Source organism: Oleiphilus sp. HI0079 (assembly GCF_001635105.1).
The window spans coordinates 1-17,058 of the sequence record NZ_LWFT01000784.1 but is presented as its reverse complement, the minus strand read 5'-3'; the positions used below and the strand labels follow the sequence as shown (position 1 = coordinate 17,058).

General features: G+C 47.7%; 18 protein-coding genes. 12 read left to right on the top strand and 6 right to left on the bottom strand.

Features of this window, described 5'->3' with window-relative positions; translation table 11 throughout:
- Positions 1-29: 29 nt before the first annotated feature.
- Positions 30-686, top strand: coding sequence for a TetR/AcrR family transcriptional regulator (locus A3750_RS14805; protein WP_068453047.1), 657 nt, complete (start codon positions 30-32; stop codon positions 684-686).
- Positions 687-739: 53 nt separating this feature from the next.
- On the opposite strand, the gene yihA is transcribed toward A3750_RS14805, so the two are convergent.
- Complete coding sequence (gene yihA / locus A3750_RS14800) at positions 740-1,417, bottom strand: ribosome biogenesis GTP-binding protein YihA/YsxC (RefSeq protein WP_068453044.1); 678 nt, start codon at positions 1,415-1,417, stop codon at positions 740-742.
- 253 nt (positions 1,418-1,670) lie between these two features.
- On the opposite strand from yihA, the gene A3750_RS14795 reads away from it, so the two are divergent.
- From A3750_RS14795 to A3750_RS14785, 3 genes are all read left to right on the top strand, one after another.
- Complete coding sequence (locus tag A3750_RS14795) at positions 1,671-2,291, top strand: cytochrome c (protein ID WP_068453041.1); 621 nt, start codon at positions 1,671-1,673, stop codon at positions 2,289-2,291.
- A gap of 208 nt (positions 2,292-2,499) precedes the next feature.
- Positions 2,500-3,168, top strand: a complete 669-nt coding sequence (locus A3750_RS14790) for a thiol:disulfide interchange protein DsbA/DsbL (protein ID WP_068453039.1) — start codon at positions 2,500-2,502, stop codon at positions 3,166-3,168.
- Between the two features lie 38 nt (positions 3,169-3,206).
- Complete coding sequence (locus tag A3750_RS14785) at positions 3,207-4,082, top strand: endonuclease/exonuclease/phosphatase family protein (RefSeq protein WP_068453036.1); 876 nt, start codon at positions 3,207-3,209, stop codon at positions 4,080-4,082.
- Between the two features lie 63 nt (positions 4,083-4,145).
- On the opposite strand, the gene rpmG is transcribed toward A3750_RS14785, so the two are convergent.
- The 3 genes from rpmG to A3750_RS14770 form a co-directional block, all read right to left on the bottom strand.
- A complete protein-coding gene (rpmG, locus tag A3750_RS14780; protein WP_068453033.1) occupies positions 4,146-4,301 on the bottom strand; it encodes a 50S ribosomal protein L33 in 156 nt (51 codons plus the stop codon).
- A gap of 12 nt (positions 4,302-4,313) precedes the next feature.
- The gene (gene rpmB, locus A3750_RS14775; RefSeq protein ID WP_068453031.1) at positions 4,314-4,550 is read right to left on the bottom strand and encodes a 50S ribosomal protein L28; all 237 of its coding nucleotides are present in this window, start codon (positions 4,548-4,550) and stop codon (positions 4,314-4,316) included.
- Between the two features lie 215 nt (positions 4,551-4,765).
- Positions 4,766-5,803, bottom strand: a complete 1,038-nt coding sequence (locus A3750_RS14770) for an AI-2E family transporter (protein WP_068453027.1) — start codon at positions 5,801-5,803, stop codon at positions 4,766-4,768.
- Between the two features lie 151 nt (positions 5,804-5,954).
- Here A3750_RS14770 and A3750_RS14765 point away from each other — a divergent pair, with 151 nt between their 5' ends.
- Positions 5,955-6,593, top strand: a complete 639-nt coding sequence (locus A3750_RS14765; protein ID WP_068453024.1) for a glutathione S-transferase family protein — start codon at positions 5,955-5,957, stop codon at positions 6,591-6,593.
- Between the two features lie 4 nt (positions 6,594-6,597).
- Here the strand turns inward: A3750_RS14765 and A3750_RS14760 are convergent, their stop codons facing one another.
- Positions 6,598-6,834 carry a hypothetical protein gene (locus tag A3750_RS14760; protein ID WP_068453021.1) on the bottom strand — a complete coding sequence of 79 codons (237 nt, stop codon included), beginning with the start codon at positions 6,832-6,834 and terminating at the stop codon, positions 6,598-6,600.
- Entirely contained in the window at positions 6,812-7,795 is a 984-nt protein-coding gene (locus tag A3750_RS14755; protein WP_197475052.1) for an alpha/beta fold hydrolase, read from the bottom strand. Before A3750_RS14755 ends, A3750_RS14760 begins: the two co-directional genes overlap by 23 nt.
- Before the next feature lie 101 nt (positions 7,796-7,896).
- On the opposite strand from A3750_RS14755, the gene A3750_RS14750 reads away from it, so the two are divergent.
- The 7 genes from A3750_RS14750 (at position 7,897) to A3750_RS14720 (ending at position 17,049) form a co-directional block, all read left to right on the top strand.
- Positions 7,897-8,916 (top strand): AraC family transcriptional regulator, encoded by a 1,020-nt coding sequence (locus A3750_RS14750; RefSeq protein ID WP_068456664.1) that lies wholly within the window; start codon positions 7,897-7,899, stop codon positions 8,914-8,916.
- Between the two features lie 83 nt (positions 8,917-8,999).
- Entirely contained in the window at positions 9,000-9,719 is a 720-nt protein-coding gene (locus tag A3750_RS14745) for a hypothetical protein (RefSeq protein ID WP_068456621.1), read from the top strand.
- An 11-nt stretch (positions 9,720-9,730) separates the two neighbouring features.
- Complete coding sequence (locus A3750_RS14740; protein ID WP_068456624.1) at positions 9,731-11,236, top strand: DNA polymerase Y family protein; 1,506 nt, start codon at positions 9,731-9,733, stop codon at positions 11,234-11,236.
- A 27-nt stretch (positions 11,237-11,263) separates the two neighbouring features.
- Positions 11,264-14,437, top strand: coding sequence for an error-prone DNA polymerase (locus A3750_RS14735; protein ID WP_197475051.1), 3,174 nt, complete (start codon positions 11,264-11,266; stop codon positions 14,435-14,437).
- A gap of 116 nt (positions 14,438-14,553) precedes the next feature.
- The gene (locus A3750_RS14730; protein ID WP_068455295.1) at positions 14,554-14,817 is read left to right on the top strand and encodes a PilZ domain-containing protein; all 264 of its coding nucleotides are present in this window, start codon (positions 14,554-14,556) and stop codon (positions 14,815-14,817) included.
- A 41-nt stretch (positions 14,818-14,858) separates the two neighbouring features.
- The gene (locus A3750_RS14725; protein WP_068455292.1) at positions 14,859-15,599 is read left to right on the top strand and encodes a hypothetical protein; all 741 of its coding nucleotides are present in this window, start codon (positions 14,859-14,861) and stop codon (positions 15,597-15,599) included.
- Between the two features lie 22 nt (positions 15,600-15,621).
- On the top strand, positions 15,622-17,049 hold the full coding sequence (locus tag A3750_RS14720; protein ID WP_068522364.1) for an FAD-binding oxidoreductase: 1,428 nt from the start codon (positions 15,622-15,624) through the stop codon (positions 17,047-17,049).
- Positions 17,050-17,058 lie beyond the last annotated feature (9 nt).

Here is a 17,058-nt window from a genome sequence, read left to right as displayed (position 1 = left end):
AGTAAGAGTAAGGATCTACAGCGACCATAATGAAGACAAAAGAACGTATTATTCTGGAGAGTCTCGATCTGTTTAATGAGCGGGGCGAAAGGAATGTTTCAACCAATCATATCGCTGCACACCTCAATATGTCGCCTGGTAATTTGTATTACCACTTCCGCAACAAAAACGAGATTATTTATCAGATCTTCAAAAACTATGAGTTGATGGTCGATACGTACTTGCGCGTCCCAGAGGGGCGGGCCATTGAGATTGAGGATTTGCTCTCCTATCTTGACGCTGTTTTTAACGGCCTCTGGGCTTATCGATTTTTGCATCGTGATCTTGAGCATTTGCTAGATAGCGATGACAGTTTAAGAGAGGATTATCGAGCGTTTACGCTGCGCTGTGTGAATGGCATTACTGAGATCATTGCGGCGCTCGAAGAGAGTGATATCTTTGATGAGCAAACGCATGAGCAACGTCGCACCAAGGCGCTCAATGTTTGGTTAATTGTGACTAACTGGATGACCTTTCTTAAAACCATGTTTGGCGCTGATCAGGATGCGCCATCAAATCGCAATGCGATTCGGCATGGTGTGTACCAGGTTTTGGATTTTATCGTGCCGCATTTGCGTGATGCGGAGCGGCAGCAGGTCGTTGAGTTTCAGGCATCGTATTGTTTCAAGGGTTTGCTGCCGGAGTAAGTTTCAGGCATCGTATTGTTTCAAGGGTTTGCTGCCGGAGTAAGTTTAAGGCATTAGCCTTGATGCTGCGCTTCTGCTTCGTCTGAATCATCTGCCTGAAGGTACATTGAAAAGTTTCGATCCAGCGCTGTGCGCGCCTCTTTTAGTCCTGTTTTCTTAAGGCTCGAAAACAGAATGACGTCGTTGATATAGCCGTGATCTTCAAGTGCTCTCTTTACCTGCAGCATGCAGGCTTTTGCGGGGCCATATTTTAGCTTGTCTGATTTTGTCAGTAGTACGGTAGTGCTCAGCTCGCTTTTTTTACTCCAGTCCAGCAGCATGGTGTCAAACTCGGTCATGGGTTTGCGAATATCCATAATGAGAACGAGCCCCGCTAAGCTTTCTCTATTCTGGAGGTAGTCTTCAAGGTGCTTTCCCCATGCTTCTTTCATATCAAGAGATACTTTTGCATAGCCGTATCCGGGAAGGTCTACGAGTCTGACGCCGTCCACATTGAGAGCGAAAAAGTTAATTAGTTGAGTACGTCCAGGTGTTTTACTTGTGCGTGCCAGCTTTTTGTTTTGAGTGATGCTATTTATAGCCGAAGATTTGCCGGCGTTAGATCTTCCTGCGAACGCAATCTCGATGCCTGAATCGCTCGGGCAATTACTGAGCTTAGAGCCGCTCTGTAAAAAGCTTGCGCTGTTGTAGGCAAGCTGGAACTTGGGTGTGTTTTCTAGCGAATCGCTCATGCAATTTTACTCTCAGGAAGGCGTGGCTAAGGCTTTTATCAAAGGTACCTTAGTGTATAATAAGCCACGATTTTTTGCCTGATCTTTCTTGTGAGATCTTAAAGTGTCGATATACTCTTTTAAGGTCGACGCTGTTAAGGTATTTAAAGGCACTGATAGTGATTACTTCGTGTTAGTCATAGTGTTAACAAGAAGAATAAGAGTGGCGAAGCCGACTACGTGGCGAATTTTTTAAATAGAGAGCGCACAGATTATGAATAAGTTTTTGAAGGGGATGGTCATCGCTTTGGGTTTAAGCGGCTCCGCATGGGTTTCTGCGGAAGTTGTTGGTGACCCACAAGCTGGAAAGGATAAGTCTGCGGTATGCGCTGCTTGTCACGGAGCAGATGGTAATAGTGCTGCGGGGAATTTCCCGAAGCTTGCGGGACAAGGTGAGAAGTACCTTCTAAAGCAAATGTATGATCAAAAGGAAGGTCGTCGTGAGATCGTTGAAATGACGGGGCTTCTGGATAGCTGGAGTGATCAAGATATGGCGGATGTTGCAGCTTACTTCGCATCTCAGACTATCAGCATTGGTCAGGCGAAGGCCGATCTTGTTGAAGAGGGTCGTAAGCTATATCGTGCGGGCAACCCAGCTACGAATATGGCGGCATGTATTGCCTGCCACGGCCCGGCAGGAAAAGGCATGGCTGCAGCAGGCTTTCCGGCGCTTGGTGGTCAGCATGCAGATTACACGATTGCACAGCTTAAAAAATGGCGTAGTGGTGAGCGAAGCAACGATGGCGATACGCGTATGATGCGTTCGGTTGCTGCGCGTATGAATGATCGAGAAATTGAAGCGGTAGCAAGTTACATTCAAGGCTTGTCTGAATAAGCGAGCGCTTGCCTCAAGGCAAACAAAAAAAGCCGAATCTGATGATTCGGCTTTTTTTTGTCTAAGGAAATCTTGGTTGGTATGGAACTGTGACAGGGTTTTCTTGTCGTATAAGTTTAATTAAATAGTCATGTAGTCAGCTTGAGTCAGATATACCGCAGGCCTATCATCGACCAATTACCGCTTATTTTAACCTGAAGGAGCAAGCATGTTTCAGTCTCGTATTGTTGGGGGCCTTTTGTTAGCGGTCGCCATTCTCTTTAGTTCACTTACTACAGCTGCAGAAATGTGGGAGAAAGGTCGGCATTATAAAGAGTTGCCTTTTCCTGTGAAAACACGCGATGCCTCAAAGGTAGAAGTGGTTGAAGTATTTTGGTATGGCTGTCCCCACTGCTATGAATTTAACAACGATTTCCTGCCTGCTTGGGAAAAAGGTTTTGCGGCTGATGTCGATTTTCGTTTGATTCCGGCAACGTTCCCGGGTTGGGTAACGCACGCAGAAGTTTTCTTTGCCGCAGAGGAGTTAGGTAAGGTAGACGAAATGCATCAGGCGTTGTTTGATGCAATACAGTCTCAGCCCAAAAATTACCAAGAACGTGAGGATTTTGTCGAAATCTTTGCTAAGTTTGGTGTCTCTGAAGAAGAGTTTATGGCGGTTTTCGACGCGTCAGGGTTTCGTAAGATTTCTAAAGTAGAAGAGCAGGTTAAGGCAACGGGCGATCGTATCAAGGCATACCGTCTTACTGGTGTTCCGGCGTTAATCGTAAATGGGAAATACAAGATTGGCGTTCGTGATGCCGGTGGTTTTGCAAACATGATTAAGATTGCAAACTTCCTTATCGAGAAAGAGCGTGCTGCAATGCAAGCGGCTAAGTAATAAGCGCTTCTGCATCACTAAGAGGTGTAAGAAAAACTATGTATGCAGGCTTGCGTAGTCGTGTTAGACAGATTTTTACACCCTCTGATGCCTTAGTCAGAGCTTCGTCTAGCTCCGCTCCCGAGGCTCTGAACACTGTTCCTAAGGTTTCTCATGACGAGACGATTCGTCTTCTGACGTATAACATTCAGGTTGGTATATCGACTTCGTCCTATCGCCATTACGTGACGCGTAGCTGGCAGCATTTCTTACCTCACCGTAAACGCCATGAGAACCTCACTAAAATTGCACATTTGCTGCACTCATATGATGTCGTTGCACTGCAAGAGGTTGATGGCGGAAGCTTGAGAAGTGGTTTTGTTAATCAGGTAGAGTTTCTCGCCAATGAGGCGGGCTTTCCATACTGGTATCAACAGCTTAATCGTAACTTTGGGCCACTAGCGCAGCATAGTAACGGTTTGCTGAGTCGCTATCGGCCCTTGTCGGTAGAAGAGCACTCTTTGCCAGCTTTGATTCCTGGGCGCGGCGTAATTATTGCGAAATATGGTTTTGAGGATGATCCGCTGGTGTTGGTGATTTTGCACTTATCGCTAAGTGCTCAAGCTCAAAAGGCGCAGTTGTCCTTTGTGAAAGGCTTGATTGATAAGTATAAGCATCTTGTTCTGATGGGAGATATGAATACGCATGCGGAGCGTCTGTTGCAGCATGGCTGTTTAAAGGAGTTGGATTTAGTGCCTTTGCCTGGTGTGACGAATACCTTCCCTAGTTGGCGGCCGCAGAAAGATCTTGATCATATTCTGGTGAGTCGTTCTTTACGGGTAAAGCGAGCGCAAGTGTTGAGTTTCCCTGTCTCTGATCACTTGCCGATCGAGCTAGAGTTCGGTTTGCCTGAATCCTATAAAGACAGACAATAAAAAACCCGACGCTATGACTTTTCAGTACTAGGGTCGGGCTTTTCAGGAAGCAAGTAAAAAGTGTTACTTGATCTTTGCTTCTTTGTACATCACATGCTTGCGAACAACAGGATCGTACTTCTTGATCTCCATTTTTTCAGGCATGTTGCGCTTGTTTTTGTCAGTGGTGTAGAAGTGACCAGTGCCAGCGCTAGAAACTAAACGAATCTTATCTCTCATTTCGAGCTCTCCTTAAACTTTTTCGCCGCGTGCGCGAAGCTCGCTAAGGACAGTTTCGATGCCCTTCTTATCGATGATGCGCATACCTTTAGTAGATACACGTAGTTTTACAAAACGGTTTTCGCTTTCAACCCAAAAACGGTGTGATTGTAGGTTAGGCAAAAAACGACGACGAGTGGTGTTTTTTGCGTGCGAAACATTGTTACCTGTTACAGGACGCTTGCCTGTAACCTGACATACTTTAGACATACTAAAACCTTGCCTCCAATTTCTAAGTGCTCTCGTTGGGGGCACCATAGAACAAATTCAAATCTTTTGGGCTTTCTTGATCGCGGTAACGCCCACTTTCAAGAACCTTCAATACTGCCTAGCCGGCGGTTTCGAGGGAGCCCTAACCAAAGAGCCCGACTTTATACCAGAAAGGATATTTAATCGCAAAGAAAAATAGGCTCAACGTGAACATTTTACGGCTTTTCATGCTCGACGGGGTCTTCACCCATCATGATGGCGATCCACTGGGTTTCCTCTGTACTTTCAAAAGCGATTTTTAAAAGCATGGTTAGAGGTACGGATAGGAACATGCCAACAGGTCCGAACACCCAACCCCAGAAAACTAAAGATAAAAACACGACCAGTGTAGATAGTCCTAACCCTTTACCTAAAAAGCGTGGCTCGACCATGTTGCCCATGACCATGTTGGCGGCAACATAGAGCAGGGCGGTAAACAAAGCGCTGAGTGGGCCCAACTGGATGATTGCTAACAATACAGTGGGAACAGCGGCAATAATTGAGCCGATGTTTGGAACAAAGTTTAGGAAGAAAGCAAGCACCGCCCAGAGCAAGGGGTAGTCAACTCCGATAATAAGCAGCCCTAGATATATCATTGTGCCGGTGGCGAGGCTGATGACCGCTTTGATTGTCATATAGGTTTTAACGGTATCTAGAAAGCGCTGTATATGCCGCATTTGAGCGCTTTCTTCACCAAATGCTTTGTGTAACTTGTTAGGCAAAGACAGGCTCTCAAAAAGCATGAAAATCACGGTCAGGATAATCAAAAACGAATTCGACAAGACCCCCCCTAGACTACCGAGAGCGCTCATCGCGGTCTTGAAGATGCTAGAAGGATCGAAGGTGTCCATTAAACGTTGTTGCGGTATCTCGACACCCCAGCTTCCCAGAGTGGTGATCATGTGTGAGAGCGTGCCGCGCAGCTTTTCTTGATAGAGCGGTAAGTCGCTTGAAAAGGCTTTTACTGAACTACCAATAATGCTGATTAATACTATTTGAAACAGGCTGATAAAAATAACAACAGCAATGAGAGATAGCCATGCCGGTAAGCCTTTTTTCTGCATCAGTAAAAATGGAGGCGCACAAATAATGGCAAAGAACCCTGAAAGCAGGAATGTCACCATGATGGATTCAGCGGCACGCATGCCTGCAATGACAATCACGAACGCGGCAAGAACAAACAAGGTGCGAGAAGAGCTAGAGTAAGTCGACATAATAGTGCTTTAAATGGACGGTTTATATGACTATAGCGAGGCTGAGGTTTTTTGTCATAAACAATGGCCTTTAAAGTGTGGCATATTTGATATGCTTGGTTTTAATGCCCCGCTTCGCTAACTAGCGATTCATCTTAATTAAAGGTCTTGTATGTATCAGCTTTATTACTACCCGAATAATGCGAGCTTGGCGCCGCACTTTCTGCTTAAGCATATGGGTTTGGAGCATCAGCTGATCAAGGTCGATCGTGCGTCTAATTGGCATAAATCCACAGACTATTTGAAGCTCAATCCTGCGGGTAGAATTCCAGCGCTTGTGATTGATGGTCAAGCGATGTTTGAGAGTGCGGCTATTTGTGTGCATTTGTGCGAATTGCACCCCGAGCATGGTTTGATACCTGCAGTAGGGACGTATGCAAGGGCGGAGTTCTTCCAATGGATAATGTATCTAACAAATACGCTGCAAGCCGAATTAATGGTGCGTTACTATCCGGAGCGGCACATTAAAGATCCTACTTTGGTAGATGGCGTGATTGCCGCGCAGGACGAGCGTATCGTAGAGGCTTTAGAGGTGATTAATCAACGCCTGGAGAAGCAGCCTTATCTTTGCGGAGATGCATTGACAGCATGCGACTATTTTTTGTTTATGCTGTGCGAATGGTCTCTAGTCCTTACCCGTTCGCCAGTGACATTTTCAGCGCTTTCGGCGTATTTACAAAAACTTAGCCAGAACGAAACCATTAAAACAGTTTGCGAGATCGAAGGAATTGACCTGTCAGTATTTCACTGAGCTCTTATTTTCGTTTTGCGATAAAACCAAAAAAGCCCGATACAAGCACCACTAATATGTCCCAAAAGAAAGCAAAGTAGTACTTGAACGGATTGCCCTCAGCGCTTACCAGATGTTCTTGCCCCATTTGTCGATAACTATATGCCTCTCCGGTGATGTCTTGGAAGAGCAATACGCTGAATACGATAAAAAAGAAGCGGGCTAACCATTGCTCGGTTTTATCGACTTTTGGAAGCGTCACTTAGGGTATCCTTCAATATGGCTTCATGCTGGCTGATGAATAGTGATACATCATTCGCTGATTTATTTGGCGCTTCCTCCATAGGGAGATGACCAATACCAGCATAGATCTTGAGTTCTGATTTTGAAATGTCCTTACTGAACTTTAGGCCGCTCTCTACGGGGAAGTAAATGTCTTCCTTTCCCCAGAGTATCAGGCTCGGCAACGTAAGGTTAGCAATGTGTTCTTCATCTTGGTCTAGGCGGGCTTTTACTCGGCGCGTAAAGGCCGATAAATTACCGGGGTAGCGAGAGAGTTCGTAGTAACGATCGACCACCTCGTCCGTCACTATGCTGGCATCGAAGTATACTTCCTTGAGTCCAATTTCATACATAAACCGTGGCGAAACATGCTCCATTATCTGGTCGATCACTGGCCATTGAGCGAGTTCAATGGCAGGTGGCCAACTTTCCTGTTGATAGCCAAGCGCGTTCAGTAGGGTGAGCGTTTTTACTTGGGATGGGTGTTCAAGCGCATATTGCCAAGCGATGCGTCCACCGAGAGAGCTGCCTACCAGATGTGCTTCTTCTATATTGAGTGTGTTTAAAAAGTCAGATAAAAAGCGAACATCGTCGGAGACTTCATAGCGATCAAGTCGATCTGGTCCAGTGAGTCCGAATCCGGGAAGATCCATACGCACAATTCGAAACGAACCTTGTAACTGCTCGGCCCATGTATCCCAAGTGTGTAATGAAGAGGCCGTGCCATGTAAGAGCACTATTGCCGGGCCGCTTCCTTCATCACGATAATGCACGCGATTACCATCAATTTGCACAAATCTGGATGCCTCATTGGTGTATCTGCTTTCCAACGTCTCTTTAGACAAATCACTTGTGCTGAGTGACGCGAAGCTTAAGCCGACACCCAAGATCAAAAAAACTGGGAGACATAAACGAAGCAATAACGGCTGTTTAGATGGCACGATACAATCCTAAATCTGTGTAAGAGCTGATATCGTATGCGAATACGCGTTTTTCAAACTAGGTCGATTGGTAACGATGCACTGTCTATTGGTAACACTAAATGCCTGCCATTGATTCCTCCGCAACGGTGTCGGCTGCTGCAGCAGTCGATTTGGTTGAGCTGTGCTTGCGCTATGGGTTGATATCGGATGCAGAGTTGAGCGCTCTCGGTGCTGATTCGGTTTTGCAGGCAACGCCCGATCAGCGTATTGCAGAATCGAGTTATATCGCACTATGGGATCGTCTAGCGCAGAGCAAACATGCCGCTGGGTTAGGCTTGCGTATTGGTCAAACGATCAACCCAAATGCAAAGGGATTGCTTGCGAGTTGGGTTAGCCAAACCACAACGCTGGGCGAGGCCTTAAGCGTATTTATTGAGCACATCGCTTTGATGAACCCTTCTGAATGTTGGGAGGTTGAACGGCATCAAGACCGCTGTGTTTTATGTTTCTCTCTTCGTCACGAAGAGGCTTATCCGAACATGGCCGTTGAGCGAAGTATGAGCGCCATGCTGGCTTGGGCAAAGCTGCTTAGCGGGCATGAGTTTCCTATTACTAAGGCAAGTTTTACCTTCACTAAACCGAGTTACATAGACGCTTTTTATTCTGTGTTTGGTACGGATATCTGTTTTTCAAGCGGGCAAAATAGTTTGGAGTTTGATGCGTCTCTGTTGGATTTGCCGGTTATGAGTGGTAATCACTTTCTGAAAAGTATCATTCAGGAAAAAGCAAAAAGCGCTTGGAAAGCAATCGGTTCTGGTGTGTCACTAACGGAGCAAATTCAACGTCAGATTACCTCAGAGCTAGATGCTGGAAGGGGCGTTTCTGTCATGAGCTTGAGCGATCAGCTAAATATCAGCCGGCAGACTTTATATCGTCAGTTAAAACAGGAAGGAACCAGTTTTCAAACGATGTATGACGAGGCGCGCAAGCAGCGAGCGCTTGATCAATTAAAGCGAAACAATATCAGCATACAGGCATTAAGTCTGGAGCTTGGCTTTAAAGATAGCAGCAGTTTTTATAAGGCTTTCAAGCGATGGTACGGGATCTCACCAAAAGACTACTTGGAAAGCATATTGTAAGTCAGTTACAAATCTTAATTTGAATTACTGTTTATTTATACAGTATATTTGCTCGTCCGATGATTTGATCTTGGATGTGGCAAATGTCCCTTTCTTTGCAAGAGCTAAAAAATCGGCGTCTTGTTTGGAGTGCCAATCAGGCGCCGAATCATATTACTGAGCCAGCCTTTATCCCTAGCGGTTTTACTGTTCTTGATGAACAAATTGGTGGTTGGCCAAATTCCGGTTTGGTCGAGTTGCAACCTTCTGCGATGGGGGTCGGTGAGTTACGGCTGATTCTTCCGGTACTTGCGTCGCTGGCGAGTAGAACGACAGATCAAACCAAGTTGCAAGTGTGGTTACCTGGATGCATGCAGCTTATGCCGCAGGGGCTTGGCGCTGCTTTTACAAGTAACACGGTTATGCTCAAGAGCTTGAGCGCCAGTGAGTCTTTGTGGGTGCTGGATACCTTGCTACAAAGCGGTATTTGTTCGGCTGTGGTTTGTTGGCTGGATACGCTTGACCCTGCACAGGCAAAGCGTTTGCAAATCGCTGCGAAAGAGAGCAATACGCTGGTTTTTTGTATTCGTTCTATGGTGACTCAAGACAGCTCCTTACCGATTAGTTTACGCATGCGGCTGCAGCCGAGCGATCAGGGTTTGTTGCTTGATGTTTTTAAACGACAAAACGCCTATGCCGTTGAGCCTTTTCAGCTGAATCTTAACAACGCTTCGCCAGAGCTTTATCGGCGCCAGAAAATCTCCGATGCACATGCTTATCAGCATAATGTGATTTCGTTTCCTTCTGCGCTTGGTAAGAGTTAGGGGGGTGGATCATGCTCTGGTTAGCCTTGCACTTCCCGAATCTACATTTGAATAGTCTAGTGAGTGCTATTCCTGATAGGTCAGAGAAAGATAGGTCGGAGAAAGCTACGTTGGATAAAAATACGGGGAACAGCGAGACTCAGTCGCCAGCAATTGTGCTGATTAACCCCCAGCGAGAGCTTGTTCAGTTGAACGAGCGAGCTCGAGAAGAAGGCCTGCAAATGCACATGCAACTCGGAACGGCCTCGGCCATTCATAACGAATTACAGTGTTATGATTTGGATGAAGAGCTTGAAAGCAAGCGCCTGAATGAGCTTGCTTTGCAGTGTTATGCCTTAAGTAGCGATGTGGTTGTACGCGAGGCGCAGCGTTGCTTGCTGATTGAGTTCAGCGGCATGCTGAAACTGTATAGTGATGTGCAAAGCTATGTGCAGGCCACGATGACACATCTACAGGCTGAGTATGTCGATATGCAATGTGCGCTTGCACCATCACCGTTGCTGGCGGAAATGCTTGCGCGATGGCAGTACCTGCTTGCTGAGCCATGTATGTTCGCGCCACAGGCAGAGCTCGCGCTGCATAGTTTGCCGATTTCTTGTTTGAATGTTGCAGCACAAACGGTGCAAAAGCTTCAGCGCTTGGGGCTAGAGACGATTGGCGAGCTCATCGCCTTGCCTGATGCCGATCTTTCTATGCGCTTAGGCAAAGACTTTGTGATGTATTTACACCAGTTAAAAGCGGCAGCAAAACCGGTGCTTCCTCGTTTCTCATTGCCTGAATATTTTCAGTCATCTTTAAGCTTCGATGCGGAGGTGCACAGCGCTTCGGCTTTATTGTTCCCAGCAAAACGTCTGTTCGAACGGATGGAGCGATTTTTGCGCTGTCGCAGTCAAACTGTGCAGCATCTTGAGTGTCTGCTTTATGCGCGGAATAAACGCGTTCAAAAAGTGTCATTGGTAAGTGGTCACCCAGAAACAAGTGCCCAACATTGGCATGATTTGCTGCGCTTGAAATTTGATTATCTAAAGTTGGATGCCCCCGTATTAGGCTTGGAGCTGCAGGCGAGTGCCTTGTTGGCACTAGATGTAGAGCCACAAGATTTATTTGATACCGGTATAAGTCAGCGTTCTGTGTCGTCTACCTTGAATCGCCTTGAGTCCCGCTTAGGGCCGGAGCGTCTGGTGCGACCGATATTAAAAGACGCCCATGTGCCAGAGCAAAGCTTTGAGTATTGGCCTGCAACGCAGATGCCCAAACAAAGCCGACAATGGCAGGTATCTGAACCACTGCGCGAATATGCAGACAGCACCCTTCGGCCCTCTGTATTGCTAGAGCAGCCGGCCGCCCTTGCTGAAACGGTGCGCATTATTCATGGCCCCGAGCGAGTACAAACGGCTTGGTGGCAAGATCAGGCTGTCACCCGTGATTACTTTGTTGCCCTGAATGAGTACAAACAATTGTTGTGGGTGTTTCGGGATGCTGAACAGCAATGGTTTGTGCACGGCCTGTTTGCGTAGAGCGATGCGAGATACACGGCTGGTCGTATGAATAATCAAGTGGAATACGCAGAACTACATTGCTTGAGTAATTTCAGTTTTTTGCGTGGTGCATCGCAGCCGGAAGAGTTGATTCTGCAAGCTGAACAGCTTGGATACCGCGCTTTGGCCTTAACAGATGAGTGCTCTATGGCGGGTGTCGTAAGGGCCTATGCGGCAACGCGCTCTGAAGGCATTCAAACAAAGCTCATTGTTGGAAGTGAGTTTCAGCTCGAGGATGGGCCGAAAATTGTGCTCTTATGCCCAGATCGAGCCGCTTATGCGGAAGTATGTGCCTTGATTACGCTTGCTCGAAGGCGCTGCGAGAAAGGGCACTATGCTGTTTTTCAGCAAGATCTGAACACATTGCGGCATGCCTTGTTGTTATGGAAACCGAGCTCTCAAGCCAAGCCTGAATCTGAACTAGGAGATGAGGCTGATCGCAGTTTTGCCGAGTTTGTACAGCGTGCATTTCATAACCGTTGCTGGCTGCTGTACGAGCGCCTGCTTGATGCGCAAGAGTTTAAACGTGGCAGCGCATATCGACGTTGGTGTTGTAGCCTAAGCCATGATTTTAAGCAGCCAATTGTCTGTGCTGGTGATGTGCACATGCATGTGCCTGAACGTCAGGCTATTCAAGATGTACTTACCGCGATTCGCCACAATACGACACTCGATCAATTAGGCACTAAGGGCTTTTCAAACCTAGAGCGTAGTTTACGTCCTTTAAGTAAGTTGCGAAAAATCTACTCTGAGCAGGATATGGCCGAGACTGTGCGTATCGCACAACGCTGCTGTTTTGATTTGTCGACACTCCGTTATGAATATCCAGAAGAACTGGTGCCGAACGGTTTCACCGCTCATCAGTACTTGAAGCATTTAGTGGCTAAAGGTATGAAAACGCGCTTTCCGAACGGTGTTGCCCTACCTATTCAAGGCACGATTCGACGCGAGCTTAAGCTCATTGAAGAGCAGGGTTACGAATATTTCTTTCTTACTGTGCATGACATTGTGCGCTTTGCCAAATCTCGTGGAATTTTATATCAAGGCAGAGGCTCTGCGGCTAACTCTGTTGTTTGTTATTGTCTTGAAATTACCTCGGTTGACCCTCGCCAAATCAGCGTGCTGTTCGAACGCTTTATTTCCAAGGAACGTAATGAACCGCCTGATATCGATGTCGACTTTGAGCATCAACGTCGTGAAGAGGTGATGCAATATATCTATGAAAAATATGGGCGAGAGCGCGCTGCTCTGGCCGCGACTGTGATTAGCTTTCGTTATAAAAGTGCTTTTCGCAGTGTCGGTAAAGTGCTGGGCATTGAAGAGAGTGCACTTGAGTTATATCTAAAAAATATTGATCGCAGAGATCGATCACAGGCCTGGGATGAGCAGCTACTTGCCCAAGGCTTGGACGATACGAATCCAAAATTGGCGAGATTGGTGCACCTGACACGATCACTTATTGGGTTCCCTCGGCATCTTTCACAGCATGTTGGCGGTTTTGTTATTTCGTCTGGCCCTTTATCGCAGCTTGTGCCAGTAGAAAACGCAGCGATGGCCGATCGAACAGTCATTCAGTGGGATAAGGACGACCTAGAAACGCTCGGCCTGCTCAAGGTAGACGTACTTGCTCTGGGTATGCTGAGTGCGATTCGGCGTAGTTTCGACATGATCCGCCAGCATTATGGCAGAGCTTTGAGCATTGCTGAGATCACCTCCTTGGGGGACGATCCTGCGGTATATGCAGACTTACAGGCTGGTGACAGTATCGGTGTTTTTCAGGTCGAATCGCGCGCGCAAATGAGCATGCTACCGCGCTTGAAACCCGCGAGTTATTACGACTTGGTGATTCAGATTGCGATTGTCCGCCCTGGGCCGATTCAGGGCGACATGGTGCATCCGTATTTAAGACGCCGATCCGGTAAGGAGGTGGTTACTTACCCTTCAGGCGAAGTGAAAGAGGTTCTATCCCGAACACTTGGCGTACCGATCTTCCAAGAACAGGTGATTAAACTTGCGATGGTCGCCGCCGGATTTTCAGGCGGTGAAGCCGACCAGTTGCGTCGAGCTATGGCGAGTTGGAAGCGCAGTACACAGCTGCAAGGTTTTCGCAGCAAACTTGTGAATGGCATGCTGGCTCGTGGTTATGATGAAGCATTTGCCGAACGGGTTTTTCAGCAAATTTGTGGTTTTGGAGAGTATGGCTTCCCGGAAAGCCATGCTGCCAGTTTTGCCGTGTTGGCTTACGTGTCTGCATGGCTTAAGCATTACTTTCCGCAGGCATTTTATGCGAGTTTACTGAACAGTTTGCCGATGGGGTTTTATTCGTCGTCACAGTTGGTGCAAGACGCGGTTCGTCATCACGTTCGTGTGTTGCCTGTCGATATTAACCAAAGTTTTGGCGACCATCGCCTTGAACAACAGATCCTTGAACAGCCGTCGGTAGATCCGGGTTTTGCATTACGGCTCGGCTTTCGGCAAGTACGCGGCTTGTCAGCAAAGGGTATAGATCGAATCGAGCGCGCGCGTCCAGACTCTGGTTTTCGTTCTTTACAGCAGATTCAGGCCTTAGGTTTGAATCAACTTGATCTGGAGGCATTGGCCGGAGCCAATGCCTTTGCGCAATTAAAGGGCAATCGCTATCAGGCACGATGGGACCTGATGAAAAGCCTAGATGATGCACCGCTTTGGTCTGAGCGGATTGGGAACGGTGAGACTGATGAGCATTTGTCTGTTAAAGAGGATGTACAGTTTACAGCGCCAGATCAGTGGCAAAATATGCAGGAAGACTATCAATCTACGGGCTTAAGCCTGGACGGGCATCCCGTTGCTTTGCTGCGCAAAGCTGGCGCGTTGGAGAATGATGTGATGGCTAATGCCTTATGGCAACAGCCACATAAATCTTTGGTTTCTGTGTCGGGACTCGTGACCGGAAAGCAAAGTCCTGGTACCGCCGCAGGCGTCAGCTTTTATACTCTCGAAGACGAGACAGGCAATATCAATGTCGTCATATGGCGCGCAACGGCCAGAGCGCAAAAGTTACCTTATTTAAGAGCGCAGTTGTTAAGGGTTGTTGGAATCTTGGAGCAAGAGGCTGGCGTGATTCATGTTATTGCCGGACGACTAGAGGATCTAACGCCTCAACTTGATGGATTGCGTACGAAGGTGCGTGAATTTCACTGATCTTATGGTCTATCTGCGTAAATGTGTTCTTCTATTAAAAAACTGTATAGCCTCTTGCTAGGAAAGGGCGAGTAGCTTGGCTAATATGCTCTAAAAATAAGGTAGAAAACAAAAACATGTCAGATAAGCGACGTCATCCTCGCATTCAAATGCCGGCCAAGGTGAAAATTACGCATCCGAGTTTTGGCGAACTTGTAGCGACTACCAGAGATATTTCTGACGGTGGGATTTTTCTAATCACTCAAGGTCATGAGATGCCACCTGTCGGCACAGTGATAGAAGGACAGGTTCAGGGACTTACGGGTGACGCACCTATACTGAAAATGGAAATTATGCGTAGTCTGCCTGAGGGCATTGGACTGCGCTTTATTCTCGATTAAAACGCCGAAAAAACAATACACCCATTTGCAAGGAGGTTGCGATGCGAGCGCAGTTTGCATTCTGTACGGCTGTTATGGCGACGGCACTATTTTCAAGTACTACTGCCGCTGAGGGCGATGTTCGCTCTAACTATAACGAACCAACGCGAGGTTTTTATATTGAGCATGGAACGGTAGCCAAAAACCGTGATGCGTCTATCGAGCTGCATTCAGGCTCAGATAGTATCGATGCTGGCGGTGGTGTGCGTTTAGGTCTGCCGGGAGCAGAGCTGATTATTAATAGTGGCTTGGATGAATACGATGAGAACCAGCTTCTGCTTAAGTATGGACTACCAGATTTACAGCTTGGTGGCGAAGGTGGAAGCAATGTGCACTGGGCGTTTACAGGCGCGTATTCCCGAACGGAACTGGAAGATGAAAATGGCAATGACCTCATTGACCAGATCAACCTAAAGCTCGGTGCCGCCTTTACGGTCAACGCTGATGCGGCAACTTTTACGCTTGCGCCTCGTTTTGTCTACGCGGACGGCGATCAGCGTGATGATACGTTTGTAGAGCTCGATCTTGGCGCCTATGTGGGCATTATTGATACTCAGGCCGGATTGTTTTCGGCGGGTGTCGAAGCATTGTTTACAACTGCCGATAATACTGATGATACCTATGCCGCAGGTGTTCGTTGGGCGTATGACAGTAAGCTGAATATTGATTTTGTTCCGTTGGTCTTTAGTAACCGAGATTTAGTTGGTGTTCCCGGATTAGTGCGCGTTAATTACAACTTCTAAGTATATCGTTGGATCAACACGAATGACGAAGCTCGAGGGCTACAAAACTCAAAGCTTGTGGCTCTCGCAACTTACCGACCTTTCGATTCGTCCTAGCTTGACTGCAAACCATGACGTCGATGTTGCGATCATCGGCGCTGGCTTCACCGGCTTGTGGACAGCCTATTACTTAAAGAAAAAATCTCCCGAGCTACGGGTAGCTATTATCGAGGCCGATATTGCTGGCTATGGTGCATCAGGGCGCAACGGAGGCTGGTTGATAGGGGAGCTCTCAGAGCAGGACTCCTATCTGGAAGATCTTTGGCCGCCAGACAAAGAACGTGCCCGGACCTTATTACACGCTATTCCGCACGAAGCGCAGCGGGTGATCCAAGAAGAAAACATCGCGTGTGATTTCAAACTTGGTGGAATGTTGTATGTTGCGGCGCGCTACCCCGAGCAGAAGCACTTCCTTCAAGCCTATGAGCGGGAATTACGCCAAAAAGGCTACACAGACGCCGATTTCAAGTGGCTTGATGCGCAGCAAACGGGTGAGAAGATCGGTATGGCTAACGCAAGTGGCGCCCTATACAGCCCGCATTGCGCCAGAATTCAGCCTGCCAAACTGGTAACGGGACTCGCTGCGGCTTGCGAGCGTTTGGGTGTCGAAATTTTTGAGCAGTCGCCAGCGACAGAGTGGGGCGATGGCAATGTTGTTTTGGCAAATGGTCATCGTATCGCGTGTCAGTGGGTGGTTCCTGCTCTGGAAGCGTATGGGGTCAGTATCGAAAAAGCACCCTTCAGCTGGATGCGCTATCAGCGACCCGTACAAAGCGCCATTATCGCAACAGAGCCTTTGAGCGAGGCTCTATGGCAAGAAATGGGGCTTCACCATGGTGAGGTGTTCAGTGATTTTTCACGAATCGTTACCTACGGCCAGCGCAGTGCCGATAATCGCTTCGTTTTCGGTGCGCGGGGCTCTTATCTATTTGGCGCAGCGCTGAAACACGATGCACGCCTCTCAGAGTCTGAAATCGCGTTTCGCCGAAACCTGCTGCAAACACTTTTCCCTCAGCTAGAGGGTGTTAAGGTCACGCATGCTTGGGGAGGGAACTTGGCGATCTCGCGCAAGTTCCGTCCACATATGTTACTCAATCGGGAGCATGGCTTCGCATTGAGCGCCGGGTATGGTGGCGAAGGGGTGGGGGCGACGAATCTCGCCGGCCGAACACTCTCGGATATGATTTTGGGTGTCGATTCGCCCGAAACACAGATGCCTTGGGTTGACCATAGCGGTACATTTGCGAACAGCAAGCGTTGGGAGCGCGAGCCGCTTCCTTGGCTTGGTTATCGGGCTCTTACCTCGATTTCTCTCTATGAAGATAAGCTCCTAAGTGCAGGCAAGGCGGACACAGCAAGGCGCAAATTTGCCGACACGGTGTATCGTCTGTTAGAGCGCAAGATGGCCTAGCCCCTAGCC

Coding starts and splice junctions, on each gene's coding strand:
- A3750_RS14805 (WP_068453047.1), top strand. CDS start 30: ATGAAGACAAAAGAACGTATTATTCTGGAGAGTCTCGATCTGTTTAAT.
- yihA (WP_068453044.1), bottom strand. CDS start 1,417: ATGAGCGATTCGCTAGAAAACACACCCAAGTTCCAGCTTGCCTACAAC.
- A3750_RS14795 (WP_068453041.1), top strand. CDS start 1,671: ATGAATAAGTTTTTGAAGGGGATGGTCATCGCTTTGGGTTTAAGCGGC.
- A3750_RS14790 (WP_068453039.1), top strand. CDS start 2,500: ATGTTTCAGTCTCGTATTGTTGGGGGCCTTTTGTTAGCGGTCGCCATT.
- A3750_RS14785 (WP_068453036.1), top strand. CDS start 3,207: ATGTATGCAGGCTTGCGTAGTCGTGTTAGACAGATTTTTACACCCTCT.
- rpmG (WP_068453033.1), bottom strand. CDS start 4,301: ATGAGAGATAAGATTCGTTTAGTTTCTAGCGCTGGCACTGGTCACTTC.
- rpmB (WP_068453031.1), bottom strand. CDS start 4,550: ATGTCTAAAGTATGTCAGGTTACAGGCAAGCGTCCTGTAACAGGTAAC.
- A3750_RS14770 (WP_068453027.1), bottom strand. CDS start 5,803: ATGTCGACTTACTCTAGCTCTTCTCGCACCTTGTTTGTTCTTGCCGCG.
- A3750_RS14765 (WP_068453024.1), top strand. CDS start 5,955: ATGTATCAGCTTTATTACTACCCGAATAATGCGAGCTTGGCGCCGCAC.
- A3750_RS14750 (WP_068456664.1), top strand. CDS start 7,897: ATGCCTGCCATTGATTCCTCCGCAACGGTGTCGGCTGCTGCAGCAGTC.
- A3750_RS14745 (WP_068456621.1), top strand. CDS start 9,000: ATGTCCCTTTCTTTGCAAGAGCTAAAAAATCGGCGTCTTGTTTGGAGT.
- A3750_RS14740 (WP_068456624.1), top strand. CDS start 9,731: ATGCTCTGGTTAGCCTTGCACTTCCCGAATCTACATTTGAATAGTCTA.
- A3750_RS14735 (WP_197475051.1), top strand. CDS start 11,264: ATGAATAATCAAGTGGAATACGCAGAACTACATTGCTTGAGTAATTTC.
- A3750_RS14730 (WP_068455295.1), top strand. CDS start 14,554: ATGTCAGATAAGCGACGTCATCCTCGCATTCAAATGCCGGCCAAGGTG.
- A3750_RS14725 (WP_068455292.1), top strand. CDS start 14,859: ATGCGAGCGCAGTTTGCATTCTGTACGGCTGTTATGGCGACGGCACTA.
- A3750_RS14720 (WP_068522364.1), top strand. CDS start 15,622: ATGACGAAGCTCGAGGGCTACAAAACTCAAAGCTTGTGGCTCTCGCAA.